Raw genomic sequence first — 26,603 nt, 5'->3', positions numbered from 1 at the left:
ACGTCAGCCCGCCGACCCGTTCCAGGAGTTCCCGATGAGCTACCCCGCCCTCGCCACCCGCACCGCCGTCGTCACCGGAGCCGCCAGCGGCATGGGCGCCGCCACCGCCCGGCTGCTCGCCGCCAACGGCGCCCGGGTCGCGCTGCTCGCCCGCCGCACCGACCGGATCGAGGCGTTCGCCGCCGAGATCACCGCGGCCGGTGGGCGGGCCCTCGCCGTCACCGCCGACATCACCGACCAGTCCTCGGTCGACGAGGCCGCCGCGGCCGTCCACGACGCGTACGGCCCGGCCGACCTGGTCGTCAACAACGCCGGGGTGATGCTGCCCAACCCGGTCGCCGACGGCCGGATCGACGAGTGGACCCGGATGGTCGACACCAACCTCACCGGCGCCCTGCGGACCATCCGCGCCTTCACCGCCGACCTCACCTCGGCCGCCGCCGACGGCCGCACCGCCGACCTGGTCAACGTCTCCTCCATCGGCGCGCACGTGGTCTTCCCCGACTACGCGGTGTACGGCGCCACCAAGGCCGCGCTCACCCAGCTGTCCGCCGCCCTGCGCGCCGAACTCGGCCCGCGCGACGTCCGGGTCAGCGCCATCGAGCCCGGCCTGACCGACACCGAACTCGGCGGGCACATCGACAACCCCGCACTGCAGGAGCAGCTCGGCGGCATGTTCGCCGCCATCCCGGCGCTCGCCGCGGAGGACGTCGCGGACCTCATCGCCTACACGGTCAGCCGCCCCCGGCACGTCAACCTGCGCCACCAGGTCGTGCTGCCGACCCGGCAGGCCTGACGGACGGCCGTCGGATCCCCGCTCCCGGCCCACGGGTGGCATGGGAGCATGCCACCCGTGGCGATCGTGACGGGGAGAACGAGCGGCGACACCGGCGGGGGCGGCGGTACGGCCCCGGTCGGGCGACCGGACACCAGCGGGGGCATACCCGGGCAGGCGAGCAGCGGCACGGGCGCGCCCGGGCAGGCGGGCAACGGCAGGGGCACCCTCGGGCAGCCGGGCAACGGCACGGACGCGCCCGGCCAGCCGGGTCGCGAGCGGCGGCGGGCCCGACCGCTGTCCGAATCCGGCCGGATCCGGCAGCCCGTCGCCCTGATCCGGCTGCTCACCGGCCTGCTCGCGATCGCGCTGACCCTGCTGCTCGCCGACTACGCCCGCGCCACCACCGGGGGCTTCGCCGCCGACGTCGCCGAGGCCGCCGCGCTGGTACCCCGGCCGCTGGCGAGCCTGGCCGGCGGACTCACCACCGCCGCCGTCCTGCTGCTGCCCGTCGGACTCGCCGTCCGCCGACTGCTCGGCCCCGACCGGCGGCGCGCCCTCCAACAGGTCTCCGACGGCCTGCTGGCCGCCGTCACCGCGTACGGCGCCACCCTCGCCCTGGACCTGTGGGCCGACGACCTCGCCCCGACCTCGCTGCTCACCGCCCTCACCCAGCGGCCGCCCGGCGACGTGCTCGGACACACCGAACCGGTCTACGGCTACCTCGCACCGGTCCTCGCCTTCATGACCGCCTCCGGCAGCCGCGAACGCCGCCTGCCCTGGGCCGTCCTCGCCCTCTCCGGCCTCGCCGGACTGGCCGGCGGGTACGCCACCCCCACCGCGCTGCTGCTCGGCCTGCTGATCGGCTGGACCGGCGCCCACGGCACCCTGTACGCCGTCGGCACGCCGGATCCGCGGCCGAGGCCCGGAGAAGTCCTGCGCGCCCTGCGGGACAGCGGGCTGCGGCCGGTCGAGGCCCTCCCCGCCGGACCGGACCGCTACCGGGTCCGGCAGGCCGACAGGCAGCCCGACCTCGACGTCCAGCTCCTCGACCGGCAGGCCGTCACCGCCGCCGCCGTCCGACGCGCCTGGCGCCGCCTTCGACTGCGCACCGCCCCCCACCCCCGCGCCCTGCGCTCACCACGCACCGGGCTGGAACACGAGGCCCTGGTCACGTACGCGGCCCTCGCCGCCGGGGTGCGCACCCGCCGGATCGCCGCCACCGCGGGCCTCGGCCACGACACCGCCCTGATCGCGTACGAGCACCTGGCCGGGCGCACCCTGGACCAGCTCGACGACGCGGAGATCACCGACGGGCTCCTCACCGACGCCTGGCGCCAGCTCGCCCTGCTCCAGCGCCGTGAGATCGCCCACCGCGCCCTCGTCCCGTCCTCCCTGCTGGTCGATGACAGCGGCGCGGTCCACCTGGTCGACTTCGCCGACGGCGACATCGCGGCGAGCGAACTCGTCCTGCGCTGCGACATCGTCCAGCTCCTCACCACCCTCGCCCTCCGAGCCGGCGCCGCCCGCTCCGTCCGCACCGCCACCACCGTCCTCGGCCCCGACCCCCTGGGCGCCGCCCTGCCCCTGCTCCAGCCGATAGCCCTCGCCCGCGCGACGCGACAGTCGCTCAGGCGCGGGCAGGGCGGGAAGGCGGCCACGGGCACGGACCGGCGTGAGCCGGACGGCGGCCCGGCGGAGGCATCCGGCGGCGCGCGCCCCACCGGGCGGCATACGGCCCCGCTCCTGCTCACCCGCGCGGCCGACACCGCCGTACCAGCGGCCGGGGCGCAGCCAGAGCGGCGGCCCGGCGACGCGCCGCCGGCGAACGGCACGACCCGCCCCGCGGCCGCGGCTTCGAGCGCCGATCCGACCGAAGCACAGCCCGGCCACAACACCGTCGGCGACCACGCCCGACCGGCGGCCGGCACGACCCGTCCGGCAACCGCGACACCGGTCACCGACCCGACCGGAGCGCGCTCCCGGCACGCCGACGAGGGCGAGCCCACGACAATCGATTCCGCAGCTGCCGGGCCGACCGCGGAAGGGGACGGCGGCACGGGCAGCGCTGCCGTCTCCGCCGCGTCGTACGCCACACCGCCGGTCAGCCCGGTCGGCCCGGTCGACCCACTCGGAGCCGACCAGCCGACGGCTCGGACCGGGGCGACGGGCTACGGGCTCGACGGGACGCCACCGCGACAACCCGGGAGCGGCCGGCCGACGGCGGCCCCGGGCAGCAGCGCGGGCGAACACCGTGCCGTCGTCGGCGCCGGGGCCGACGCCGACCGCTCGGTCCCGGCGCCCGTACCCGTATCCGCACCCGCACCCGCACCCAGGGACGGGGCCACGGTCGAGGCGAGCCACTCCCGGTCAGCTGCCGAGGCAGCGGCGCAGCCGGACCGTCGCGGCAACGACGAGGCCGCCGCCGGCAGCAGCGGCGAAGCCGGCCCGACCGGCGGGTTGCTGGAGGAGATCCGGGCGGAGGTGCTGCGCGGTCGACCGGAGGTGGTGGGGCGGCCGGTGCGGCTGGAGCGGTTGCGGCCGCGGACGCTGCTGGCCGTGGTGGGCGGGGTGGTGGCCGGGTGGCTGCTGATCCCGCAGTTCTTCGCGGCCGAGGACAACCCGGTCGCTGCCCTGGCGGACGCCGACCCGTGGTGGCTGGCGCTGGCGCTGGTGGCGGCGGGGCTGAGCCACGTGGCGGCGGGGATGGGGTTCGTCGGCTTCGTCCCGGAGCGGCTGAACTTCCGCAACGTCGTGCTGACACAGCTCGCCGGGGCGTTCGTGAAGCTGGTGTCGCCCGGTGGTGTCGGCGGGATCGCCCTGAACACCCGGCTGCTGCAGCAGGCGAACGTCCCGACCGCGAAGGCGCTGTCCAGCGTCGGGGTGGGGCAGTTGATCGGCCTGGTGCTCCACCTGCTCCAGCTGGGGGCCTTCGTCTACCTGGTGGACGCGCAGCCGGGCGGTTCGGAGCTGGAGGCGCTGCCCGCCGTGGTCGTCGGGCTGGTGGTGGCCGCGGTGCTGCTGGCGGTGGTGTGGTCGATCCCGCCGGCCCGACGGTGGCTGGCGGCGCGGCTGCGACCGCTGACGGCCGAGGTGCTGCCGCGACTGCTGGACCTGCTGCGCAACCCCGGGCGGCTGGCGGTGGGGGTGGCCGGGCAGCTGCTGGTGTCGCTCTGCCTGATCGCCTGCCTGTACTGCTGTGCCCTGGCGATCGGCCGGGAGCCGTCCTTCGCCTCGGTGGCGGTGGTGTTCCTGGTGGGCAACGCGGCGGGCAACGCCGCGCCGACCCCGGGCGGGGCCGGCGCGGTGGACGGGGCGCTGGTGTTCGGGCTGCAGCAGACCGCGTCGATGGAGGAGGGCGGTGCGGTGGCGGCGGTGGCGCTGTTCCGGCTGCTGACACTGATCCTGCCGGTGCTGCCGGGCTGGGCGGCGATGACCTGGCTGCAGCGCCGCAAGGCGCTGTAGAGCTGTGGAGCTGTGGGTAGAGCTGTGGAGCTGCTGTAGAACCGTAGAGCCGTAGAGCCGTAGAAGGCTGCGGGCCGGGGCGGCCTACTCGCGGTAGTCGTCCTCGTCGAGCTGGACGATCCGGTTCTGCTCGGCGGCGTCCGCGACGTCGGTGGCCGGGTCCGCGCCGAGGGCCCGGCGCTCGGCGACCTCGTCGTACTCGTCGCCGGTGGCCTCCTCCTCGTCGGGCTCGACGGTCTCGGCAGCCTCGTCGATCAGGTACTCCTCGTGGTCCTGCGGCATGGTGTCCTTCCTCACTGTCGGGAGACTCCCAGGGCCCGGATGGCGTACTGGCAGTATCCGTCGCCGGGCGCGTGGACGCGACGCGCCGGGACCGCCCGGGCGTGTTGCCCGGGCCGTACCGCGAACCCGGAATTGACCCATGGATCCTGCTCGGGAATGACCCAAGGCACTGGTTCATTCCACTCCTAGAGTCGTGGTCATGACGACGAACGGAACCACCACCGCTCCCGCCCGCCTCGACTACGCCCGCACCGTCCCCAAGGTGTTCCGCGCGATGATCGCCCTGGACGCCGCCGCCCGCGAGGGCCTGGACCCGGCGCTGGTCGAGTTGGTGCAGATGCGCACCTCGCAGCTGAACAACTGCGCGTACTGCCTCGACATGCACACCAAGGACGCCCGCAAGGCCGGCGAGACCGACGAGCGGATCTACCTGCTGCCGGTCTGGCACGAGGCCCCGGCCGGGGTGTACAGCGAACGCGAGCGGGCCGCGCTGGCGCTGGCCGAGGAGATCGTGCGGATCGGCGACGGGGTCTCGGACGCGGCGTACGCCCGGGCCGCCGAGCACTTCGCGGAGGCGGAGCTGGCGCAGCTGATCTCGGTGTGCTTCACCATCAACACCTGGAACCGGATCAACATCGCCACCCGCAAGACCCCGGGCACGCTGTAACCGCGCCAGCCGGGCCGCCCGGGCCCGGCCAGGTGGTTCCCCGGCGGCAGCGTCGGGCCCCGCACCGCAGGGCCGCGCGGAACGCGCCGCAGGCCACCGGGGGTACGATCGGTGCCGTACCCAGGGCTTACCCACACCCACCCGGTGGCCCCGAGGCCCATACCAACGACGGGGAAACGATGTCCGGCTCGCACTACTTCTCCAGTGCACCCGAGGTCGCCAGCGAGCGCCGGCCGATCACGGTCTCGCTTCCGGACCTGACCCTCGAACTGACCACCGACACAGGGGTGTTCTCGCACGGTCGGCTCGACCCGGGCACCCGGATCCTGCTGGAGCACGCCCCGCAGCCCCGGGTGCGCGGCCCGATCCTGGACGTCGGCTGCGGCTACGGTCCGATCGCGCTGACCTGGGCGAGCCGGCGCAAGCGGCTCCCGGTGTGGGCGGTGGACGTCAACGAGCGCGCGCTGGACCTGGTCCGGCTGAACGCCGAGGCGCTGCGGCTGGGCAACGTCCAGGCCGCGCTGCCGGACGACGTCCCCGAGGACCTCCGGTTCGCCACCATCTACTCCAACCCGCCGATCCGGATCGGCAAGGCCGAGCTGCGCAGCCTGCTGACGCGCTGGCTCGGCCGGCTGACTCCGGACGGCTCGGCGTTCCTCGTGGTGCAGAAGCACCTGGGCTCGGACTCGCTGCAGAAGTGGCTCAACGAGCAGGGTTACCCGACCTCTCGGGTGACGTCGGTCAACGGGTTCCGGATTCTGGAAGCGCGGCCCCGCCCGGATGCGGGCGAGGGCTCGGAGAGTGGACGGGGAACGACGTCGTGAAGCAGCTGCGCGGGACCGAACTGAAGCGACTGCACCGCTCGTGGCGGCGCAGCAACGAGTTCCGGCTCGCGATGATCCTGGAGAACCTGCAGTCGCCGTTCAACGTCGGCTCGGTGGTCCGGACCGGGGCGGCGATGGGCGCCGAGAAGCTGTACCTGACCGGGGACACCCCGTCGGTGCGCTCGTCCGGTGCGCAGAAGGCCGCGATGGGTACCGACAAGTACCTGAAGGTGGAGCACTTCCCGACGGTCGCCGAGGCGGTCGCGGCCGCGAAGGCGGACGGCTTCAAGGTGGTCGGGCTGGAGCTGGCGGACGAGGCGGTGCCGATGTTCGCCGCCGAGCTGACCCCGGCGGTGGCCTTCGTGCTCGGACACGAGGACCGCGGGATCACGCCCGAGGCGCTGGCGCTCTGCGACCAGGTGGTGTTCGTGCCGCAGCTGGGCCGGGTCGGCTCGCTGAACGTCTCGGCGGCCGCGACGGTGGCCTGCTACGAGGCGCGCCGCCAGGGGTACGCCCTCAGCGGCACCCCGGACGGGAGCGACGCCGGGGGCGACTTCGGCGACGAGGACTGAACGGGGCCCGACCTCGGGCCCGACCGGACCCGACCGCAGGCCCGGTCGGGCCCGACCAGCCCCCACCGGGCTCAGCCGCGCCTGACATAGGATCAACTGACCGGAGGGGTGTGCCGAAAGGCCCACCCCTCCGGCGTTCTCCGCCCCGGAAGCCCTCGGATATCTGCCGAACGGCAGATGTGCGCAAGCGGCCCGGACGGAAGCATTTCGGGCGTGACCGAACTCCAGATCCTCGACCTCACCAAGGAGTACCGCGGCGGTAAGCGCGCCGTGGACTCCTTCACGCTGACGCTCCGGCCCGGCGTGCTCGGCCTGCTCGGTGCCAACGGCGCCGGCAAGTCGAGCCTGATGCGCATCCTGGCCACGGTCACCCGGCCCACCTCGGGGCGGGTGCTGTGGGAGGGGGTCGACATCGCCCGCCGACCCGGGCCGCTGCGCCGCACCGTCGGCTACCTTCCGCAGGACTTCGGCGTCTACCCGCAGCTCACCGCCCGCGAGTTCCTCGCCTACCTGGCCGCCGCCAAGGGGCTTCGGCGGCGCCCCGCCCGGGTCCGGATCGAGGAACTGCTCGAACTGGTCAACCTCTCGGGTGCGGCCGAGCAGCGGCTCGGCGCGATGTCCGGCGGTATGCGCCAGCGGGTCGGCATAGCCCAGGCGCTGCTCAACGACCCGGCTCTGCTGATCGTGGACGAGCCGACGGTCGGGCTCGACCCGGAGGAGCGCCTGCGCTTCGGCAGCCTGCTGAGCGGGCTCGGCGCCGAGCGGATCGTCGTGCTCTCCACCCACATCGTCCCGGACGTGGCGGCCACCGCCGACCGGATCGCGGTGATGGGCGGCGGGCGGCTGCTGCACCACGGCAGCGCGGAGGAACTGCTGCACGGCGCCGAAGGCTCGGTCTGGGAGCTGACCGTTCCGGCCGACCGGCTCCCGCTGCTGCGCTCGCGGTTCCTGATCGGCGGCACCACCCGCACCCCGCAGGGCGTCCGGGCACGGGTGCTGTCCCGGCACGCGCCCGCCACCGAGGCCCGGCCGGTAGCGCCCCGGCTGGAGGACGCGTACCTGCTGCTCACCGCCGACCGGGCCGCGACGGAGCAGGTGACGGCATGGTGACGCGCATCGGGGCGCTGGCCCTGGCCGACTTCCGGGAGCGCCGACGGCGGCCCGGCTACCTGGTCGTGCTGCTCGGCACGCTCGCGCTCGGACTGCTGGCCGCGCCGGTGGGCGACTCCCGCTGGGAGGTGTTCCAGGTGACGGACCTGCACGGCCGCTACACCAGCGGCTACGTCGGGACGGTGACGGCGCTCGGCGGCGCGGTCTGGCTCTCGCTGGCGGGCTTCGGGATCGCCCGGGGCACCATCGGGCGGGACGAGCAGAGCGGCGTCGGGCGCCTCCTCGCCGCCACCCCGCTGAGCCGGATCGGGTACCTGGCGGGCAAGTTCGTCAGCAACCTGATGCTGTTCGGCTCGATGCTGCTCGCACTGGCCGGGACGGCGCTGGCGGTGCAGCTGGTCAAGGGCGACTCGGACCGGGTGGACGTGGTGCGGCTGCTGTTGCCGTACGTCCTGGTCACGCTGCCGCTGCTGGCGGCGGTGGCCGGGTGCGCGGTGCTCTTCGACACCGTGCCCGGGCTGCGCGGCGGGCTGGGGGCGGCGGTCTGGTTCCCGGTCTGGCTGGTGGTCGTGCTGGGCGCGCAGGCCGGCGGCGGGCCGGACCTGCTGGGCATGCGGCGGATCACCGCCTCGATCCGGGAGGTGCTCGCGGCCGGCGGGCGACCGGTCGACGGGGTGGAGTTCGGCGTGGGCCTGACGGCGGACAACCGGGTGCTCGGCACCTTCGACTGGCCCGGTCTCGGGCCGGGCGAGGCGTCCGGACCAGCGGCTACGGGGGTGCTGCTGGTCGGTGCGGCGGTGGGGATCGCGCTGCTCGGGGCGCTGTGGTTCCCGCGCTTCGACGGATTCCGGGCCCACCCCGGCACCGGGTCGGACGAGGCTGCCCGGCCGACCGGCCCGGACGGTCCGGCCGGGGGCGCGGCGGTGTCCTCGGCCGGCCCGGCGGGCTTCACCCTGGGCCCGGCCCGGCTCACCGCTCCCCAGCTGGGGCAGATCGGGTTCGACGCGCTGCTCGGGGAGCTGCGGATCCTGGTGCGGGGGCAGCGGCTGTGGTGGGCCGGGGTGGCCCTGCTCGCGATGGCGGCGGCGGCCGTCACCCCGGACGGGCCGAGCCACGCGGTGCTGCCGTTCGCGATGCTCTGGCCGATGCTGCTCTGGTCCCGGATGGGCCACCGGGCCGACGGCGGCAACATCGACCAGCTGCTCGGCGCCTGCCCGTCCCCGCTGGGCCGGGGGCTGGCCGGTCTGCTCGCGGGGATCGTCCCGGCCCTGGCGGTTGCCGTCGTACCTGCTCTGCGACTGGCCACCGCCGGGCAGTCCCGGGCCGCCGCCGGCGCTCTTGCGGGCGCCCTGCTGATCCCGGCCCTGGCGCTGCTCTGCGGCAGCCTCACCCGCGGGCCCCGGCTGTTCCAGACCGTCTACCCGCTGCTCTGGTACGGGATGATCAACCACGTCTCCGGGCTGGACTTCCTCGGCGTCTCCGGGGAGCGCGCCCCGGCCCCGCTCACGGTCGCAGGCCTGGCCGCCGCACTCGCCGCGGCCGCGCTCGCCCTGGACGCGATACGCCACGCCGCCCGGTGACCGGTCACTCGGTGCGCCGGGCGGAGGAGGGGCGGTTCCCCCGCCGGGGGGAGCTGGTCCCTCCCCGCGGCGGAGGCCGCGGCCGGGCGCGGGCTGGGAGCTTGGAGGCAGCCGAGAACCGGCCGACTCCCTTCCTTTCCACGGAGGATTGACCATGCGCAAGCTCATCACCGCCGTCGCGCTCACCGCCGCCGTCACGGCCCTGGCCGCCGGAACCGCCGGCACCGCCTCGGCCGCGTCCGCATCCGCATCCGCATCCGCATCCGCATCCGCCCAGCACCTCACGCTGCACGGCTGGACCCTGCTCAGCGACCACGGCCCGGGTCCCACCCCGGGCGAGCGGCTCACCGCGCAGGTCAGCGCCCGTACGCTCGACGGCCGCGCCCGGGGGCACGTCGCGGTGCAGCACGTCTTCGAGACGTCCGGCACCGTCCGGGCCGAGTTCGATGTGGACTGCCTGACGGTCGACGAGAACGGCGCCATCACAGTGACGGGGCCGATCTCGAAGACCGTGATCACCCCGCTTGTGGGTGAGCCGTACCTCTTCGATGAGGGCCACCACCCCGAGGCGGGCCTCACCTTCTACCCGATCGACGAGCAGCACCAGCGCCGGGTCGGCTGGAGCCGGACCGACCCCAAGATGCACTCCGAAGTCGCCAAGTGCGGCCCGGTTCCGGCCAGTCTCTGGGTCATCGACGGCGGGACCTTCCTGCGGCGGTAACGGTACGGGCGTGTCAAGCGGAAGGAACTCCCCTTCGAACCGGCGTGGCTGCGCCCGTGAACGATTGACTGGCCGCCACTGGATTCGTCCGGTGCGACCGCTCACCGCACCGCACGGACCGGCGCCCGGATCGGCCCGCAGCCGCGCCCACGCCGACGCCCATGCCCATGCCCGCCCCGGCTCCGGCTCCGGGCGACCGCGCCGAGGAGGAGGGGAGCATGACCGTGGAGGGCAGGAGCATGATCACCAGGGTGGCGCACTGGAGCGCCAGCCACCCCTGGTGGGCGCTCGCGCTCTGGATGGCGTTCGTTGTCGGCGTGTTGGCGGTCGGAACCCTCCTCTGCGCCCGCGAGGCATCCGACGCCGACCTCTCCAGCCGACGGTCCGTCCGGTCCGCCCGGACCGGACGGACCGGACGGACCAGCCACCCCGAACCCTCCTGCCCGCCCGGCCAGTTCAGCAGACCCGGGCGGTTCAGCCGCGCCACCGCGCCCACCCGCGTCCGCGGCTGGCAGGAGCGCATCGCGTATGACCTCCCGGCCGGTTCCCCAGGGCGCCCCCGGCGCGATCCGCTCCCCCGCCGGTCCGCCGCAGCAGACGTCACCCGGGATCTGCACGACTTCCCGGTCATCGACTCGATCAACCGGCCGCAGCCCACCCCGAACGGCTGAGCCTGCCCGCCCCCGATCGACCGGCGGGCGAGCACAGCGACCAACCGATCGTCAACCCGTCGTCACCGTCAGGGATTTGCGGTAACGTCGCCCGCGCCGCCGACTATGCCGCCCTTCAGGCGGGGATCACCGGATTCACCGAATCCCCGGCCGAGGAGTGCGGCCCGCGCGGCGTGCGAGCCAACGTGGTAGCCCCGGGCCTGATCGCCACCGACACGGTGGGCGAGATGTCCGGGGCCACGCTGGAGCGGATGCGGGGAACGTTGCGCTCGACCGGGTCGGCAAGCCCGAGGAGGTGGCTGATCCGGTCTCCTCCCTGCCGTCCGGTCGAGCGGCGCACATCAACGGGCCGGCCTTCCAGATCCACGGCCACGGCGGCGGCACCTTACGATGGGCAGACGAGTGGGGGCGGGAATGCGGGGAGTGCAGGGTCCGACGGCCAGAGCCGGTGAAGACCGCTACGACGCGATCGTGGTCGGCAGCGGCCTCGGTGGACTGGTCAGCGCGGCCTACCTGGCCGCCGACGGGCGCAGGGTGCTCGTCCTCGAACAGCACGACGTGGCCGGTGGCAACGCCCACGTGTTCCGGCGCCGGCGCAAGTACGAGTTCGACGTGGGCACCCACTACATCGGCGACTGCGGGCCGGGCGGCATCTTCCCGGCCATCCTGTCCGGCCTCGGCGTCCGCGACCGGGTGACCTTCCGGCCGATGGACAACGAGCAGGGCTTCGACCGGATCATCACCCCCACCGCCACGCTGGACGTGCCGGCCGACTGGGCGGCCTACCGGGACCGGCTCCGCACGGCGCTGCCCGAGGAGGCCGAGGGGGTCGACCGCTTCATCCACATCGCCCAGACGGTGTCGGGTGCCACCCGGGAGAGCCTGGTCGGCAACCACATGGTCGAGCTGTTCCGCCAGTTCCCGGACACCATGCGCTGGGCCCGCCGGAACCGCTCCCTGGCCGAGGCCCTCGACCACTGCGGGCTCTCGCCCAAGGCCCGCACCCTGATCGCCGCCCAGGCCGGCAACTACGGCACCATGCCCGACGGCATCACCTTCGCCGAGCACGCCGCCATGCTCGACCACTACATGCGCGGCGCCTACTACCCGGAGGGCGGCGGGCAGACCCTGGTCGCCGCCTTCGTCGAGGCCCTGGAGTCGTACGGCGGCGAACTGCGCACCCGCTGCGAGGTGCGCCGCATCCTGGTCGACCAGGGGCGCGCCACCGGCGTCGAACTCACCGACGGCACCCGGATATCCGCCCCCCTGGTGATCTCCAACGCCGACTACCGCCGCACCGTGCTCGACCTGTGCGGGGGCGAGCAGGCCTTCCCGGCCGAGGTGGTCGAGCGGACCCGCGCGGCCACCATGCGCGGCGGCCTGGCCACGGTGTACGTCGCGCTCGACACCGAGCTGCCCGGCCTGCCCAACGCCAACATCTGGTGGCACGGCAGCGACGACATGGAGGCCGCGTACGCCGCGATGGTCGAGAGCTGGGAACGCGACGGCACGGTGGACTCGGTCCCGCAGCTGCTGTTCTCCTTCGCATCCCACAAGGACCCGGGCGCGGCCGCGGTCTGCCCGCCCGGCCACAGCAACTTCCAGCTGATGACCCTCTGCCCGCCCGGCCACGAATTCTGGGGCGTCCGCGGCGGCCCGGTGGACGGCGAACCGTACCGCCGCGACGCCGCCTACCAGGCCCGCAAGCGCCATTTCACCGAGCTGATGGTCACCGCCGCCGAAAAGGTCATCGGCCCCTTCCGGGACCGCGTCACCCACCTGGAGACGGCCACCCCGCTCAGCCACGAGCGCTACATCCGCGGCACCGGCGGCACTCCGTACGGCATGGCCCGCTGGGGCAACGTCAGCCAGCGGCCGGACGTGCGCACCGATGTCGAGGGCCTCTACGTCGTCGGCCAGAGCATCCGCTTCGGCAGCGGCCTGAGCGCGGTCGCCACCGGCGGGATGGCCGCCGCCGGACAGATACTCGGGCGCCAGCTGCTGCCCGAGGTGGCGGCCGGCGCGGTGCTCGGCGACCCGGCCAAGCTGCCCGACCGCGGCCCCGACTGGGACCCGCTGCTGGTCTCCCGCGGCCTCGCCCGCCGGAACGCCAAGGGCCTCGCCCGGATCGGCTGACCCCCACGACGCCCGCCCCTCCCCGGGCGGGCGTCACGCCGTTCCACAGCCTTTCCCGGGACCCTCCCCGCCACCCATGGCCATGGACCGCGCGGCACCGAACGCCGGCTGGCCACCTTCGACGACGTCCTCACCGTCAGCAGCCCAGGCAGCCGCCCGCCGCCTACGGCGACCTCCGCCCCCACCGACAACCGCCGCGTCCTCGCCGTCCTCGCCCACCTCGACCAGTCACCCCACCCCCGCCCCAGACAACGCAAGAGGCCCGGTCAGAACGTCTGACCGGGCCTCCACCATCTGAGCCGCCTGCGGGATTCGAACCCGCGACCTACGCATTACGAGTGCGTTGCTCTGGCCAACTGAGCTAAGGCGGCACCGTGGCCACGTGTGGTGGCAACGCGGGTCAGTCTACACAGGTTCGCAGGTGATCCGTAGCCAGGGGGGTCGGGGGTGGGTGGGGGTGCGTGGGGGGCGGATGGTTTTCGCTTCAATCGATCGCCGGTGCGACGTTACGATGAGCGCCCCCCTGATGCCCCTCCCCCACCTCTCGGAGCGCACCGTGTTCGGTGTCAACGACCTGGCGACGTACGTCCTCGGCGCCCTCGTCATCATCCTGCTGCCCGGCCCCAACTCGCTGTACGTACTCTCGGTCGCCGCCCGCAAGGGCATCCGGACCGGGTACCGGGCGGCGGCCGGCGTGTTCGTGGGCGACCTCACGCTGATCAGCCTGACCTCGCTGGGGGCCGCCTCCCTGCTGAAGGCCAACCCCGCGGTGTTCGCGGTGGTCAAGTTCGGCGGCGCCGCCTACCTGCTGTGGATCGGCTTCGGGATGTTGCGGGCCGCCCGCCAGCTGTGGCGCGAGCGCCGGGCGGAGGCCGGTCCGGCGGCCGAGGCGGCGCCGGAGGCGGGTGAGCGGCCGTTCCGGCGGGCGCTGGTGATCAGCCTGCTCAACCCGAAGGCGATCCTGTTCCTGCTGTCGTTCTTCACCCAGTTCGTCGACCCGTCCTACGGGCAGCCTGCGCTCTCCTTCGCCCTGCTCGGCGGCATCCTGCAGACCTTCAGCCTGCTCTACCTCTCGCTGCTGATCTTCGCCGGCACCACGCTCGCCGCCGCCTTCCGCCGCCGCCGGCGCCTGTCCGCGACCCTGACCAGCGGTGTCGCCGTGCTGTTCGCGGGCTTCGCCGCGAAGCTGGCGGTCTCCTCCGCCTGACCAGCGGAACGGCGGAACGGCGGAACGGCGGAACGGCGGAACGGCGGAACGGCGGAACGGCGGAACGGCGGAACGGCGGAACGGCGGAACGGCGGCACGGCGGAACGGCGGCACGGCGGCACGGCGGAACGGCGGAACGGCGGCACGGCGGAACGGCGGCACGGCGGAACGGCGGCACGGCGGCACGGCGGCACGGCGGAACGGCGGCACGGCGGCACGGCGGAACGGCGGCACGGCGGAACGGCGGAACGGCGGCACGGCGGAACGGCGGCACCCCGGCGGGCACGGCTACAGGTCGCAGCGCTTGCCCTGCTCCGGTGACTCCCCGGTGAGCAGGAACCGGTTGACCGCACCGTCCACGCAGGTGCTGCGCCGCCCGTACGCGGTGTGGCCGTCCCCGTCGTAGGTGAGCAGGCGACCGGATTCGAGTTGTCCGGCCAGCGACCGGGCCCAGTCGTACGGGGTGGCCGGGTCGCGGGTGGTGCCGACGACGACGATCGGGGCGGCGCCGGCGGCCCGGATGGTGTGCGCCGCCCCGGTGGCCCGGGCCGGCCAGTAGGCGCAGGTCAGCGCCATCCAGGCCATGTCGCGCCCGAAGTGCGGCGAGGCACGTTCGAAGTCCGGCACCGCCCGCTGGACGTCCTCCGGCGAGCGGAACGGCGCGGGCAGGTCGAGGCAGTTCACCGCCGTGTTGGCGAACATCAGGTTGAGGTACGAGCCGTCCGCCCCGCGCCCGTAGTAGGCGTCGGAGAGCTTCAGCAGGCCGGTGCCGTCGCCCGCCTTGGCGTCGGCGAGGGCGGTGCGCAGCTCGGGCCAGAGGAACTCGGCGTATAGGGCCTGGATGACGCCGGTGGTGGCCTGGGCCCCGGTGAGCCGGCGCCGGTTGTCGGTGCTCGTCGGCAGCGGCTGGGCGTGGACGGCCGCGAGCAGGGCGGTGAGCTGCTCGCCGACCTGCTGCTCGGTGCGGCCGAACGGACAGTCCTCGCGCTTGGCGCAGTCCTTGGCGAAGGCGGCCCAGGCGGTCTCGAAGCCGCCGGCCTGGGTGCGGTTGCCGGTGACCGAGTCGAGCGCCGGGTCCATCGCGCCGTCCAGCACCACCCGCCCGACCCGGCTCGGGTACAGCCCGGCGTAGGTGGCGCCGAGGAAGGTCCCGTACGACTTGCCGACGAAGTTCAGCCGCTCGTCGCCCAGCAGCGCACGCAGCACGTCCATGTCGCGGGCCGCCTCGACGGTGCCGAGGTGGCCGAGCGCGGGCCCGGCCTGCTTGCGGCAGCCCTCGGCGAACTCCTTGTCGGCGGCGACCAGCGCGTCGATCGCCCGCTGGTCGCCCGGGGCCAGGTCGGCGGCGGTGAAGGCGTCCATCCGCTCGCCGCTCAGGCAGCTGACGGGGTTGCTGCGGCCCACCCCGCGCGGGTCGAGGCCGACGAGGTCGTAGCGGGCGTGCACCGCGCGTGCGTACGTCCTGGCGACGGTCTCCAGGTACTCGATGGCCGAACCGCCGGGGCCGCCCGGGTTGAGCAGCAGCGAACCCAGCCGGGAGTCACTGCCCGAGGCGCCTGAGGCGCCCGAGGCGGCCGCTCCCCCGGGCCCGCCCTGCTCGGCGGCCGCGCGGGCGGCCGAGAGCGTGAGGTCCCCGTCGCCGGGGCGGTCGTAGTCCATCGGTACCCGGAAGGTGGTGCACTCGAACCCGCCGTCGCACGGCTGCCAGGTCGGCCGCTGCGCGTAGTACGGCGCGAGCGCGGCCGGTACGACGGTGGGCAGCGGCTCCAGCGGGGTGGCGACGGAAGCCGGGCCGCGTCCCGTCGAGTGGGTCGCATGAGGCGCGTCGGGCGAGTCGGTCGCGTCGGACGAGCCCGGCCCACCGGACGCCACGGGCAACCCCCCGCTGCACCCGGCCGCCGAGACCGCCGCCAGCCCGGCCGCGAGCACCGCTGCCGCCGCCCGCATCCAGCCCAGGCCCCGCACTCGCGCCCCCGTCCGGCCCCGCACCCACACCCGCACCCGGCCCCGCACCCGCCCGAAGGCCCTCATCCGCTTCCTCTCCACCGCTCCGGGAAATCCGAGAAAAGTACGAGAACGAAGAAACGCCGCTGCCCGGCACCCGCCCCGGGGTACCGGGCAGCGTAGCGCCCGCTCGGCCGGTGCTCAGGACACCGTGGCCAGCGTCTCGGCCAGGAACTGCGCCGCCTGCCGGAGCAGCCGCAGCCGCTCGCGGTCCGCGGAGTAGTCCTGCACGTTGTCCGAGATCCGCACCTCGGCCTTGGCCGCCGGGCCCGACCCGGCCTTGAGCGCCGTCTGGAGCTTGCGAGCCGCGTCCAGCCCGGCGGCGTCGCCCTTGGCGGCGGCCAGCAGCAGCTTGGCCGAGCTGCCCGCCGGGGCCTCGGCGCCGGTCTGGACGAGCGCGGCGGCGTCGTAGCGGCCGGAGACGGCGGCGGCCACGCCGTAGAGGTCCGGCCTGGCCAGCCCGGCCGCAGCCGCGCACGGCGCGCCGCCCTCGACTCCGAGGACGCCCCAGGAGGACGGGCCGGGCGGGAGGGCGCGGAAGGAGGCCGTGATGGCGGTGCGCAGCGTCGCGTCGTCAGCGACGGCGGCCGGAGCGGCGGCGACCAGCTCGCAGGGGTGCGAGGTGCCGTTCGGCGCCTCGGGCGCGACCAGGATGAACGGACGGACACGGCCGGTCTGCAGGGCGGCGCCGACGCCCTCGAAGACGTCCGGCACCTCGGCGTCGGCGGTCTTGGCCGGGGTCGCGGAGTGCATCACCACGACCGGGAAGCGCGCGTTCGGCTCCTTGGCGTACTGCGGCGGCAGCCAGACCCGGACGTTGCGCGGCTTACCGTCGGGGCCGAACACGGCGGACTGGAGCAGCTCGCCACCGCCGGGGTGGCCGACGCTGTCGAAGCGGCTGGCCACGGCGGGCGCCCCACTCGCGGCCGGCGTCGCCGCGGCCGACGCGGTGTCCGCGGGCGGCGCCGCCTGCTGCCGGACTGCCGCACCGGGTGCCGACCCCGGCCAGGTCCCCGCCCCGGCAGCGTCCACGGCGGTCTCCGCCCGGTCCGTCCCCGCACCGCTCCTGCTCAGACCGCCGAACGCGCCGAGCGCGGTGAGCAGCGTCAACGCGGTGACACACACCCCGCACACCATCGCCCCGCCCGCCCTCATCAGCATCGGCCACCGGTCGCCCGGCAGCTCGTAGGTCGCCGCGGCCCGCAGGTCACGCCAGCGCTGGCGCGCACCGCGCGCCAGCCAGAGCCCGCCGACGGCGGCGACCAGCAGGGGGATGACGAGGAGCGGACGGACCACGGAACGCACCACCTCGGGAGGAGGGCCGGCGCCGGACCGAACCCGGTGCCGTATGAAGGCGACCGCCCCGGCGGTGGGCCCTCCCGGACGGGGGAGGCTCGGGTACGGCCGGTGCGCAGTCGGCCCCCAGCGTGCACAACGGGTGCGCCGTCACACGCGGGTGTGCCCGGCGAGTATCGCCCGTTCACTCGAAGGTGGGACTCCGGGCCGACTCCGGGAGGCCTACGGGAGCGGCCCCGAACACCGGAACGGCTCGGGAGGAACGCGGTCGGGAGGAACGCGGTCGGGAGGAACGCGGTCGGAAGAAACGCAGGCCGGCCTCAGCCCGCCCGCAGCGCCACCGTCATCGCCTCGACCGCGAGCAGCGGGTCCACGTTGCGGTCCAGCGCCGTACGGCAGGCGAGCACCGCCTCGATCCGGCGCAACGTGCCCTCGGCCGGCCCTGCCTGGGCGACCCGGTGCAGGGCCTGCCGCTGGTCCTCGTTGGCGAGCGCGCCGGTGGAGCCGAGCTGGATCGCCAGCACGTCCCGGTAGAAGCCGAGCAGGTCGAGCAGCGCGACCCCGAGGGTCTCCCGGCGGGTGCGGGTGGCGCGGCTCTTCTGCCGCTTCTCCAGTTCCTTGACCGCTCCGGCCATGCCGCGCGGTGCCTTTCCGCCCTCGGCAGCGCCGTAGGCGGCCTTCAGGTCGCCCGTCTCCTTGGCGTCCTGGGTCTCGGCGAGCGCCTCGGCATCGGCCTTGGCGGTGTCGACCAGGCGCTGGGCTGCGGACAGGCAGCCGCCGATGTCGGCGACCTCCAGCGGGATCCGCAGCACCTCGGCACGGCGGGTGCGGGCCTGCTCGTCCACGGCGAGGCGGCGCGCGCGTTCGATGTCGCCCTGCCCGGCGAGCGCGGCCAGCCGGGCGGTCTCCGGGTCGACGCCGTCGCGGCGGACCAGCATGTCGGCGACCGCGTCGGCGGCGGGGGTGCGCAGGACCAGCAGGCGGCAGCGGGAGCGGATGGTCGGCAGCACGTCCTGAACGGAGGGGGCGCAGAGCAGCCAGACGGTGCGTGGGGAGGGCTCCTCCACGCCCTTGAGCAGGGCGTTGGCGGCGGCCTCGGTGAGCCGGTGGGCGGCGTCCACCAGGATCACCGACCAGCGGCCGCCGGTCGGGTAGCTGGAGGCGCGCAGCACCAGGTCGCGCATGTCGCCGACGCCGATGGACAGGCCGTCGGTCCGCACGTACTTGACGTCGGCGTGGCTGCCGGCGAGCACGGTGTGGCAGCCGTCGCAGAACCCGCAGCCGGGCGTGCCACCGAGCGCCAGATCGGGGCTGGTGCACTGGAGGGCGGCCGCGAAGGCTCGCGCGGCGGTGACCTGCCCGGCCCCGGGCGGGCCGGTGAACAGCCAGGCGTGGGTCATCAGGGAGGCGTTCCCGCCCTGGGCAGGAGCCGCGCCGCGACCGGCCTCGACCGTCGCCCCGGCCGCCCGGGCCGCGGCGGTCAGCTGGTCGACCACCCGATCCTGGCCCACCAGGTCGTCCCAGACGGCCACTGCTGCTCCCAAGCTCCGTACGGCAGCGCTCCCGGCGCCGATTCCCCGCCGTCGAGCATACGTCTCCACTCCGACAGCCACTGCTCCGTCCGGGTCACGCGGCTACGCGACCGGGCGGCTACGAGACAAGGCGACCAGGCGACGACCGGGCGGGACCAGGCGACGACCGGGCGACCGGCAGTACGGTGACGGGCGGCGCCCCGGAGATCACTGCCCCGACGACGCCGCCCGTCCGCCCGTCATCCGTACCGGCTGGCTCAGCTCCGGCGACCCCAGCGCCGGCCCTTGGCCTTGCCGTCGCCCTCGCCGCGGCCGTCCCCGCCCTGCCGGTCGCCGGCGTCGCGCGGCCCCGCCTCGCCCTGGTCGCCGCTGCCCTGCTCCCAGCGCGCCCACTCGTCGCGCGAGCCGAGCAGGGTGTCGGTCAGGCTCGGCAGGTCGTCCATCGGGGTCTCCTCGGCCCACTCCGGCCTGGGCCGCTCGGCGGTCGACTGGGGGTCGACCGCGGGCGGGGCAGCGAGTGGCTCGACGGCGGACCGGCCGTCCACCACCGGCAGCTCGCGGGTGCTGTCGACCGGCTCCCCGGAACGCCCCGGCCCGACCCTCGGCAGCACCGCGGTCTCGTCCACGGCGGGCACCTTCGGCAGCACGGCCGTCTCGTCCGCCGCCGGAACCCTGGGCAGCACCGCCGTCTCGTCCGCGGCCGCCGGGACCCTGGGCAGGCGTGCGGTCGCGTCGGGGGCCTCCGCCGCCCGGACGGCCGCCTGCCGGTCACGCAGCGTCAGCTCGCGCGTCGCCTCGTCGCCGAGACCCTCCCCCGCGCCCCGCGGAGTCTCCGTGACCGACCGCAGCTCCGTGGTGGCCGCGTCCCCGGCCGGCGAACCCGAACCCGACCGGTCCGAACCCGAAGCCGAACCGGAACCCGACCGACCCGAACCCGCCTGGTCCGACTCGGAACCCGGACCCGAACCAGAACCCGGACCCGGACCCGAACCCGAATCAGAAGCCGAACCCAAAGCCGAACCCGCCCGGTCCGAAGCCGTCTCCGCCGCCGCAGCAGCCGCCGCGAGCGCCGCGGCCTGCGCCAGCCGGGCCTCCTCGGCCCGCTGGAGCGCCTCCTCCGCCCGGCGCCGCTGCTCCTCGCGCGCCAGCTCCCGCTGCCGCTGAAGCTCCGCCTGGGCAGCCGCCTCGTCGGCGATCCGCTTGCGCTCGGCGGCCTCCGCGGCCAGCCGTACCTCTTCCTCCGCCCGTCGACGGGCCTCCTCCTCGGCGCGGCGGCGCGCTTCCTCCTCCGCCCGGCGGCGGGCCTCCTCCTCGGCCTTGCGCCGGGCCTCGGCGGCGACCCGCTCGGCCTCCTCCTTGGCCAGCCGCTCCTGCTCGGCCTGCTCGGCCCGCAGCTGCGCCAGCACCTTCTGGCGCTTGCGCTCGGCGGCCTCCTCCTCGGCCTTCTTGCGAGCCTCCTCCGCGGCGCGCCGCTCGGCCTCCTCCTTGGCCAGCCGCTCCTGCTCGGCGCGGGCGGCCTTCTCCCGCTCGGAGAGCGGCAGCTCGCGGTCGAGCCGGTGCCGGATGGCGGTGGTGACGAAGCCGGGGGCCTGGCTGCCGTCCACGACCAGGTAGCGCGCCGGATCGGCGGCCGCGAGTGCGAGGAAGCCGGCCCGGACCCGCTGGTGGAACTCTGTGGGCTCGGACTCCAGCCGGTCCAGCGCCTCGGTGAAGCGCTCCCGGGCCCTGGTGGGGTCGACGTCCAGCACAACGGTCAGGTCGGGCAGCAGCCCGCCGGTCGCCCAGCGGGAGATCCGGGCGACCTCGGTGGCGGCCAGGTCGCGTCCGGCGCCCTGGTAGGCGATGGAGGAGTCCATGTACCGGTCGGTGATCACCACGGCGCCGCGGGCGAGGGCCGGCCGGATGACGTTCTCGACGTGCTCGGCCCGGTCGGCGGCGTAGATCAGCGCCTCGGCACGGTGCGACAGGCCGGTGTTGCCGACGTCCAGGACGAGTCCGCGCAGCCGCTGCCCGACCGGGCTGCCGCCGGGCTCACGGGTGAGCACGACCTCGTGCCCCTTGCCGCGGATCCACTCGGCGAGCGCCTGCGCCTGGGTGGACTTGCCGGCGCCGTCGCCACCCTCCAGGGCGATGAAGAAGCCGGTGCCCGCGCCCCGGTGCGGCACCGGGCCGCTGCCGCCGCGCAGCGCGTGGACCAGGTCCCGGCCGAACGGCACGGTGCCGCGCCGGTCGTCGGTGCGCAGCAGCACGACGGCCGCCAGCGCCAGGGTGAGCAGCCCCGAGGTGGCGACGGCGAGGCCGGCCCCGCCGTGGATGAAGGTGAAGGAACCGGGCTCGACGGTGCCGTACTCGACGTCCCCGTAGGCCGCGGCGATCAGCGGAACGGCGACCAGCGCGGCGGCGACCACGGCCCGCAGCACCGCGTGCAGGTGCTCGGTGACCTTGGCCAGCCGGGCCTCCTCGACCTCCTGGGCGAGCAGGGTACGCCCGGCCGAGACGACGACCCCGGCGGCCAGCCCGGCCAGCGCGGTGAGCAGGAGGACCAGCACGAAGTCCAGCACCAGCCCGGCCAGGATCAGCGCGACGCCCTCGGTGAGCAGCGCCAGCGCGAGCAGCCGGCGGCGGGAGAGCGACGGCAGGGTCGCCCGGGTGAGCCCGGCACCGAGCGCGGGGGCGCCGACCGCGGCGAGCACGATCAGGCCGTAGCCGATCGGCCCGGCCCGGTGCTCGGCGGCGGTGAGCAGCGCCAGCGCGGCGACGCCCGCCATCGAGGCGAAGCCGGCCGCGACGGCGAAGGTGAAGTACGGGGCGCTTCCGGTGCGGCCCTTGCTCAGGGCGGGGCCGGGGGTCGCGTCGGTCGGGGCGCGCAGGCCGGTCAGCGGCGGGTGCGGGGCGACGGCCACCGGACCGCCGGGCAGCTGCTGGAGGTAGCCGCGCAGGGCCGCGGCGACGAACAGACCGGCCGCGCCGAGCGCCGCGAAGGTCAGCTGGTGGGCGCGCAGCCAGTCCGAGCCGAGCGCCGCACCGATGTTGTTGACCAGCGTGAGGGCGACGAGGCCGACGGCGCCGAGCGCCACGGTGACCCAGCCGGTGAACCGGTCGATGCTCCGGACGGTGTCCAGGTTGGCGGCGGCCGGCCGCTGCTCGGCGACGGGCGCGTACGGGTTGGCCGGCGGCAGCAGGCCGGGGACGGCGGCGGCCCTGGCGATCTCCCACACCCGCTCGGCGGCACCGGTGAGGAACACCGTGGCGAGCAGCACGTAGGTGGCCGCGCCGGACGGCTTCGGGCCGGAGCCCAGCCAGACCGTCCACCAGGGTGCGACGCCGATCAGCAGGGCGCGCACCGCGTCCGCGCCGAACAGCGTCCAGCGCCGGTCGAGCTTCCCGGCGACCAGCTGGTGCACCGGCTCCAGCAGTGCCACGCCGACCAGTCCGGTGGCCGCCACCCGGACGGCCAGGACGGCGGCGGTGGCGAAGGCGAGGTTGCGCGGCAGGTCGCCGAGCTGGCCGCCCTGCGCGGCGGCGATCACGGTGAGCGCGAGCAGCACCAGCAGCCCGAGCCGGTCGGCGGTGCCACCGATCAGCTGGGTGGTCCACAGGCGCCGGTAGGGCCTGGTCCGCAACAGTGCCCGGGCCCGGTCCACGGGGGTTCCGGCGGGCGGGACCTCGGGCAGGTCGGGCCCGGTGGCTCTGGCGGCCGGGGCGGCGCTGGGGGTGGGCTGCTCCTCGCTCGTCATACGGTCAGCGTAGCGGTCCGGGCTTTGCCCGATTGAGACGAACGGGGTTCCGGTTCCCCCTCATCACCGGCCTGTGACGATCCCCGCACAGACCGCGGACCGCCTCGTACAGGTCGGGGGTACCGCCCCGCACGGGACCGGGGCCGACCCGCGGCGCCCCGCGCCGGCCCGGCGCCGTCCCCCGGACGGACCTCGGGCCCGCACCCCGGACGGACCCCGGGCCCGCACCCCCGGACAGGGGGCACGGGCCCGGGTACCGCTGTCGGAGGATCAGCCCTCGTCGGTGGCGGCGGCCTTGCCGGCCGTGGCCTTCTTCGCGGCCGTCTTCTTGGCGGCGGTCTTGGCCGTCGCCGTCTTGGCGGCGGTCGTCTTCTTCGCGGCCGTCTTCTTCGCGGCGGTCTTGGTCGCCGCCGTCTTGGCGGTGGTCGTCTTCTTAACCGCCGCCTTCTTCGCCGGGGCCTTCTTCGCCGCCTTCTTCACCGGCCCGCGGGCCCGCTTCTCGGCGAGCAGCTCGTAACCGCGCTCCGGCGTGATGGTCTCGACGTCGTCGTCCTTGCGCAGAGTGGCGTTGGTCTCACCGTCGGTCACGTACGGGCCGAACCGCCCGTCCTTCACCACTACCGGGCGCTCGCTGACCGGGTCGGTGCCCAGCTCCTTGAGCGGCGGGGCGGCGGCGGCCCGGCCGCGCTGCTTGGGCTGGGCGTAGATCGCCAGCGCCTCGTCGAGGGTGATCGTGAAGAGCTGGTCCTCGCTGGTGAGCGAGCGCGAGTCGGTGCCGCGCTTGAGGTACGGGCCGTAGCGGCCGTTCTGCGCGGTGATCTCCGCACCCTCGGGGTCGGTGCCGACCACGCGCGGCAGCGAGAGCAGCCGCAGCGCGTCCTCCAGGGTGACGGTGTCCAGCGACATCGTCTTGAACAGCGAGGCGGTGCGCGGCTTGACCGCGTTCTTGCCGGTCTTCGGCGTGCCCTCGGGCAGGATCTCGGTCACGTACGGGCCGTAGCGGCCGTCCTTGGCGACCAGCATGTTGCCGCTGACCGGGTCCGGGCCGAGCTCGAAGTCACCGCTGGGCTTGGCCAGCAGCTCCTCGGCCAGCTCGACGGTCAGCTCGTCCGGCGGCAGCTCGTCCGGGATGTCGGCACGCTGGCCGGGCTCGCCCTCGACGGCGGAGGCGCGCTCGACGTACGGGCCGTAGCGACCGACCCGCAGGGTGATGTCCTCGCTGATCCGGAACGAGCTGATCTCCCGGGCGTCGATCGCGCCGAGGTCGGTGACCAGCTCCTTCAGGCCGCCCAGGTGGTCGCCGTCGCCGTTGCCGGCCTCGGCGGCGGCGCCGGCCGCGCCCTCGCCCTCGCCGAAGTAGAAGCGCTTCAGCCACGGCACGGACTGCGCCTCACCGGCGGCGATCCGGTCGAGGTCGTCCTCCATCTTGGCGGTGAAGTCGTAGTCGACCAGCCGGCCGAAGTGCTTCTCCAGCAGGTTCACCACGGCGAAGGAGAGGAAGGACGGGACGAGCGCCGTGCCCTTCTTGAAGACGTACCTGCGCTGGATGATCGTGTCGATGATCGACGCGTAGGTGGAGGGGCGGCCGATCTCCCGGTCCTCCAGCTCCTTGACCAGCGAGGCCTCGGTGTAGCGGGCCGGCGGCTTGGTGGCGTGACCCTCCGGGGTGATCCGGTCGGCGGCCAGCGGGTCGCCCTGGGCGACCTGCGGCAGCCGGCGCTCGCGGTCGTCGAGCTCGGCGTTCGGGTCGTCGGCGCCCTCGACGTAGGCCTTGAGGAAGCCGTGGAAGGTGATGATCTTGCCGGAGGCGGAGAACTCGACGTCCCGGCCGTCGGCGGAGGCGCCACCGACCCGGACGGTGACCGACTGGCCGACCGCGTCCTTCATCTGGGAGGCGACGGTGCGCATCCAGATCAGCTCGTACAGCTTGAAGTCGTCGCCGCTCAGCCCGGTCTCAGCGGGGGTGCGGAAGCGGTCGCCGGAGGGGCGGACCGCCTCGTGCGCCTCCTGGGCGTTCTTGACCTTGCTGGCGTAGGTGCGCGGGGCGTCCGGCAGGTAGTCGGCTCCGTACAGCTGGGTGACCTGCGCACGGGCGGCGGAGATCGCGGTGTCCGACAGCGTGGTGGAGTCGGTGCGCATATAGGTGATGAAGCCGTTCTCGTACAGCTTCTGGGCCACCTGCATGGTCCGCTTGGCGCCGAAGCCCAGCTTGCGGCTGGCCTCCTGCTGGAGCGTGGTGGTGCGGAACGGCGCGTACGGCGAGCGGCGGTAGGGCTTGGACTCGACGCTGCGGACGCTGAACGCGGTCTGCGCGAGGGCGGCGGCCAGCTGGCGGGCGGCCTGCTCGTCCAGGTGCAGGGTGTTGGTGCTGCCGGCCTTGAGCCGACCGTCCGAGCCGAAGTCACGGCCGCTGGCGATCCGCTTGCCGTCGACCGAGGCCAGCCGGGCGCCGAAGGTCTCCGGGTTGGCGGCGTCGGCCGGGGTGCGGCCGGTGCCGAAGGTGCCGACCAGGTCCCAGTACGAGGCGGTGCGGAAGGCCATCCGCTCACGCTCGCGCTCGACCACCAGGCGGGTCGCCACGGACTGCACCCGGCCCGCCGACAGCTTCGGCATGACCTTCTTCCACAGCACCGGCGAGACCTCGAAGCCGTAGAGGCGGTCAAGGATGCGGCGGGTCTCCTGGGCGTCGACCAGGCGCTGGTTCAGCTCGCGCGGGTTGGCCACGGCCTCCTGGATCGCGGACTTGGTGATCTCGTGGAACACCATCCGGTGCACCGGCACCTTGGGCTTGAGCACCTGCTGGAGGTGCCACGCGATGGCCTCGCCCTCGCGGTCCTCATCGGTGGCGAGGAAGAGCTCGTCGGACTCCGCGAGCAGCGACTTCAACTTGCTGACCTGGGACTTCTTGTCCGCGTTGACCACGTAGATGGGTGCGAAGTCGTGGTCGACGTCCACCCCGAGGCGGCGCACCTCGCCGGTGTACTTGTCCGGCACCTCGGCCGCGGTGCTGGGGAGGTCGCGGATGTGCCCGACGCTCGCCTCGACGATGTAGCCGGGGCCAAGGTAGCCCTTGATCGTCTTCGCCTTGGCCGGCGACTCGACAATGACGAGTCGCTGTCCGTGCGCGGTCTCGCTGCTCGGGGACACCTTCGCTCTTCTCTCCCGGTCCTTATTGGCTGGTCGGCGCTGGCAGCACGGGCTGCGCTCCGCCCGACCCCTCCACCGTCCCGGGGTCGCCGCTGCACGACACCCCACCAGCGGAGTGTGACCGTACCTTGGCCACCCTTGTCAAACGGACGGATCCCGCTTTTTCGCTTGCCGCGCTCACCGACGCCACTCGAACGGTAACCCGATGACGGAGGTTCGCGCCCCGTGGAGGGGGGCTTCGGCAGGTTCCGGAGGATGGAATGACGGATTTCAAGATCTGTCAACGGATAAATCGGCGCGCTCGCGGCATTGCGCTCTCCGGATCGCGCCGGGGGCGACGACCGGACGGCCGGGGCCTCAGCGGCCGACCGCCGCCAGCAGTCCGGCGCCCGCCACCAGACAGGCCGCGCCCAGGGCGGTCCACAGCAGGTCGGCGACCGCTGCCCGGCCCACCTCCCTCGCCGCCAGCACCGCCCGGCAGGGGCGGTCCGGGTCGTAGCAGATCCGCACCGAGGCACCGGGCGCGAGGCGCTCCGGACGGCGCAGCGGGGTGTGCCCGCGCGGCCGGGTGAGCACCAGTTCCGCGATCCGGCCGGCGCCGGCCACCGACGGCAGTACGGAGAAGGAGAGCAGCGGCGCGCTGTCGAGCTGGCCGTGCGGGTCGTTCTCGGCCACGACCGTGGCCACCGCCGACACCCCGCGGCGGCGTACCCGGTGGCGAAGGCGCACTTCGGCGGCGCACCACAGCAGCAGCGCGCCACCGAAGAGGGCGAGCACCAGCCCGCTCACGACCGCCGTCGTCGCGTCCACCCCTGGCCCCCGGCTCCCCAGCTCTGTCCACAGCCTGTGGACGGAGCCTCACAGCATCCGGCCAACA

The 26,603-nt window shown here is 74.7% G+C and carries 19 protein-coding genes and 1 tRNA gene; 12 read left to right on the top strand and 8 right to left on the bottom strand.

The window, feature by feature from the left end:
* Positions 1 to 34: 34 nt before the first annotated feature.
* Positions 35 to 796 carry an SDR family oxidoreductase gene (locus tag ACH4J0_RS36095; protein ID WP_396245400.1) on the top strand — a complete coding sequence of 254 codons (762 nt, stop codon included), beginning with the start codon at positions 35 to 37 and terminating at the stop codon, positions 794 to 796.
* Between the two features lie 57 nt (positions 797 to 853).
* Positions 854 to 4,240, top strand: coding sequence for a lysylphosphatidylglycerol synthase domain-containing protein (locus tag ACH4J0_RS36090; RefSeq protein WP_396245399.1), 3,387 nt, complete (start codon positions 854 to 856; stop codon positions 4,238 to 4,240).
* An 84-nt stretch (positions 4,241 to 4,324) separates the two neighbouring features.
* Here ACH4J0_RS36090 and ACH4J0_RS36085 read toward each other — a convergent pair whose 3' ends face one another.
* On the bottom strand, positions 4,325 to 4,522 hold the full coding sequence (locus ACH4J0_RS36085; RefSeq protein WP_396245398.1) for a hypothetical protein: 198 nt from the start codon (positions 4,520 to 4,522) through the stop codon (positions 4,325 to 4,327).
* Positions 4,523 to 4,721: 199 nt separating this feature from the next.
* Between ACH4J0_RS36085 and ACH4J0_RS36080 the strand changes: the two genes are divergently transcribed.
* The 9 genes from ACH4J0_RS36080 (at position 4,722) to ACH4J0_RS36040 (ending at position 12,803) form a co-directional block, all read left to right on the top strand.
* Positions 4,722 to 5,189: a carboxymuconolactone decarboxylase family protein gene (locus ACH4J0_RS36080; RefSeq protein WP_396245397.1), complete on the top strand. Its 468-nt coding sequence runs from the start codon at positions 4,722 to 4,724 to the stop codon at positions 5,187 to 5,189.
* 179 nt (positions 5,190 to 5,368) lie between these two features.
* Positions 5,369 to 6,013 carry a class I SAM-dependent methyltransferase gene (locus ACH4J0_RS36075; protein WP_396245396.1) on the top strand — a complete coding sequence of 215 codons (645 nt, stop codon included), beginning with the start codon at positions 5,369 to 5,371 and terminating at the stop codon, positions 6,011 to 6,013.
* Positions 6,010 to 6,585 (top strand): TrmH family RNA methyltransferase, encoded by a 576-nt coding sequence (locus ACH4J0_RS36070; protein ID WP_380421146.1) that lies wholly within the window; start codon positions 6,010 to 6,012, stop codon positions 6,583 to 6,585. The genes ACH4J0_RS36075 and ACH4J0_RS36070 overlap by 4 nt, the downstream gene beginning before the upstream one ends.
* Before the next feature lie 213 nt (positions 6,586 to 6,798).
* Positions 6,799 to 7,695 (top strand): ABC transporter ATP-binding protein, encoded by an 897-nt coding sequence (locus ACH4J0_RS36065; protein WP_396245395.1) that lies wholly within the window; start codon positions 6,799 to 6,801, stop codon positions 7,693 to 7,695.
* Positions 7,689 to 9,275: an ABC transporter permease subunit gene (locus tag ACH4J0_RS36060; RefSeq protein ID WP_396245394.1), complete on the top strand. Its 1,587-nt coding sequence runs from the start codon at positions 7,689 to 7,691 to the stop codon at positions 9,273 to 9,275. Before ACH4J0_RS36065 ends, ACH4J0_RS36060 begins: the two co-directional genes overlap by 7 nt.
* 154 nt (positions 9,276 to 9,429) lie before the next feature.
* Positions 9,430 to 9,996 carry a hypothetical protein gene (locus ACH4J0_RS36055; RefSeq protein ID WP_396245393.1) on the top strand — a complete coding sequence of 189 codons (567 nt, stop codon included), beginning with the start codon at positions 9,430 to 9,432 and terminating at the stop codon, positions 9,994 to 9,996.
* 218 nt (positions 9,997 to 10,214) lie between these two features.
* The gene (locus ACH4J0_RS36050; protein WP_396245392.1) at positions 10,215 to 10,667 is read left to right on the top strand and encodes a hypothetical protein; all 453 of its coding nucleotides are present in this window, start codon (positions 10,215 to 10,217) and stop codon (positions 10,665 to 10,667) included.
* Complete coding sequence (locus tag ACH4J0_RS36045) at positions 10,664 to 11,119, top strand: SDR family NAD(P)-dependent oxidoreductase (RefSeq protein ID WP_396245414.1); 456 nt, start codon at positions 10,664 to 10,666, stop codon at positions 11,117 to 11,119. Before ACH4J0_RS36050 ends, ACH4J0_RS36045 begins: the two co-directional genes overlap by 4 nt.
* Entirely contained in the window at positions 11,091 to 12,803 is a 1,713-nt protein-coding gene (locus ACH4J0_RS36040) for a phytoene desaturase family protein (protein ID WP_396245391.1), read from the top strand. Before ACH4J0_RS36045 ends, ACH4J0_RS36040 begins: the two co-directional genes overlap by 29 nt.
* 297 nt (positions 12,804 to 13,100) lie before the next feature.
* Here the strand turns inward: ACH4J0_RS36040 and ACH4J0_RS36035 are convergent.
* Positions 13,101 to 13,174, bottom strand: a tRNA-Thr gene (locus tag ACH4J0_RS36035).
* A gap of 155 nt (positions 13,175 to 13,329) precedes the next feature.
* On the opposite strand from ACH4J0_RS36035, the gene leuE reads away from it, so the two are divergent.
* Positions 13,330 to 14,010, top strand: a complete 681-nt coding sequence (leuE, locus tag ACH4J0_RS36030) for a leucine efflux protein LeuE (protein ID WP_396245390.1) — start codon at positions 13,330 to 13,332, stop codon at positions 14,008 to 14,010.
* Positions 14,011 to 14,298: 288 nt separating this feature from the next.
* Here the strand turns inward: leuE and ACH4J0_RS36025 are convergent, their stop codons facing one another.
* The 6 genes from ACH4J0_RS36025 to ACH4J0_RS36000 form a co-directional block, all read right to left on the bottom strand.
* Positions 14,299 to 16,041, bottom strand: a complete 1,743-nt coding sequence (locus ACH4J0_RS36025; protein ID WP_396245389.1) for an alpha/beta hydrolase — start codon at positions 16,039 to 16,041, stop codon at positions 14,299 to 14,301.
* A gap of 114 nt (positions 16,042 to 16,155) precedes the next feature.
* Positions 16,156 to 17,310 carry a hypothetical protein gene (locus ACH4J0_RS36020; RefSeq protein ID WP_396245388.1) on the bottom strand — a complete coding sequence of 385 codons (1,155 nt, stop codon included), beginning with the start codon at positions 17,308 to 17,310 and terminating at the stop codon, positions 16,156 to 16,158.
* 320 nt (positions 17,311 to 17,630) lie between these two features.
* Complete coding sequence (locus tag ACH4J0_RS36015) at positions 17,631 to 18,842, bottom strand: DNA polymerase III subunit delta' (RefSeq protein ID WP_396245413.1); 1,212 nt, start codon at positions 18,840 to 18,842, stop codon at positions 17,631 to 17,633.
* Between the two features lie 257 nt (positions 18,843 to 19,099).
* Positions 19,100 to 22,579 carry a dTMP kinase gene (tmk, locus tag ACH4J0_RS36010; protein WP_396245387.1) on the bottom strand — a complete coding sequence of 1,160 codons (3,480 nt, stop codon included), beginning with the start codon at positions 22,577 to 22,579 and terminating at the stop codon, positions 19,100 to 19,102.
* Between the two features lie 270 nt (positions 22,580 to 22,849).
* The gene (topA, locus tag ACH4J0_RS36005) at positions 22,850 to 25,726 is read right to left on the bottom strand and encodes a type I DNA topoisomerase (RefSeq protein ID WP_396245386.1); all 2,877 of its coding nucleotides are present in this window, start codon (positions 25,724 to 25,726) and stop codon (positions 22,850 to 22,852) included.
* Between the two features lie 357 nt (positions 25,727 to 26,083).
* Positions 26,084 to 26,536, bottom strand: a complete 453-nt coding sequence (locus ACH4J0_RS36000) for a DUF3592 domain-containing protein (protein ID WP_396245385.1) — start codon at positions 26,534 to 26,536, stop codon at positions 26,084 to 26,086.
* Positions 26,537 to 26,603 lie beyond the last annotated feature (67 nt).

Origin of the sequence: Kitasatospora sp. NPDC017646 (assembly GCF_044329365.1) — a bacterium.
GTDB lineage: Bacteria > Actinomycetota > Actinomycetes > Streptomycetales > Streptomycetaceae > Kitasatospora.
This window is presented reverse-complemented; position numbering and strand designations above follow the sequence as displayed.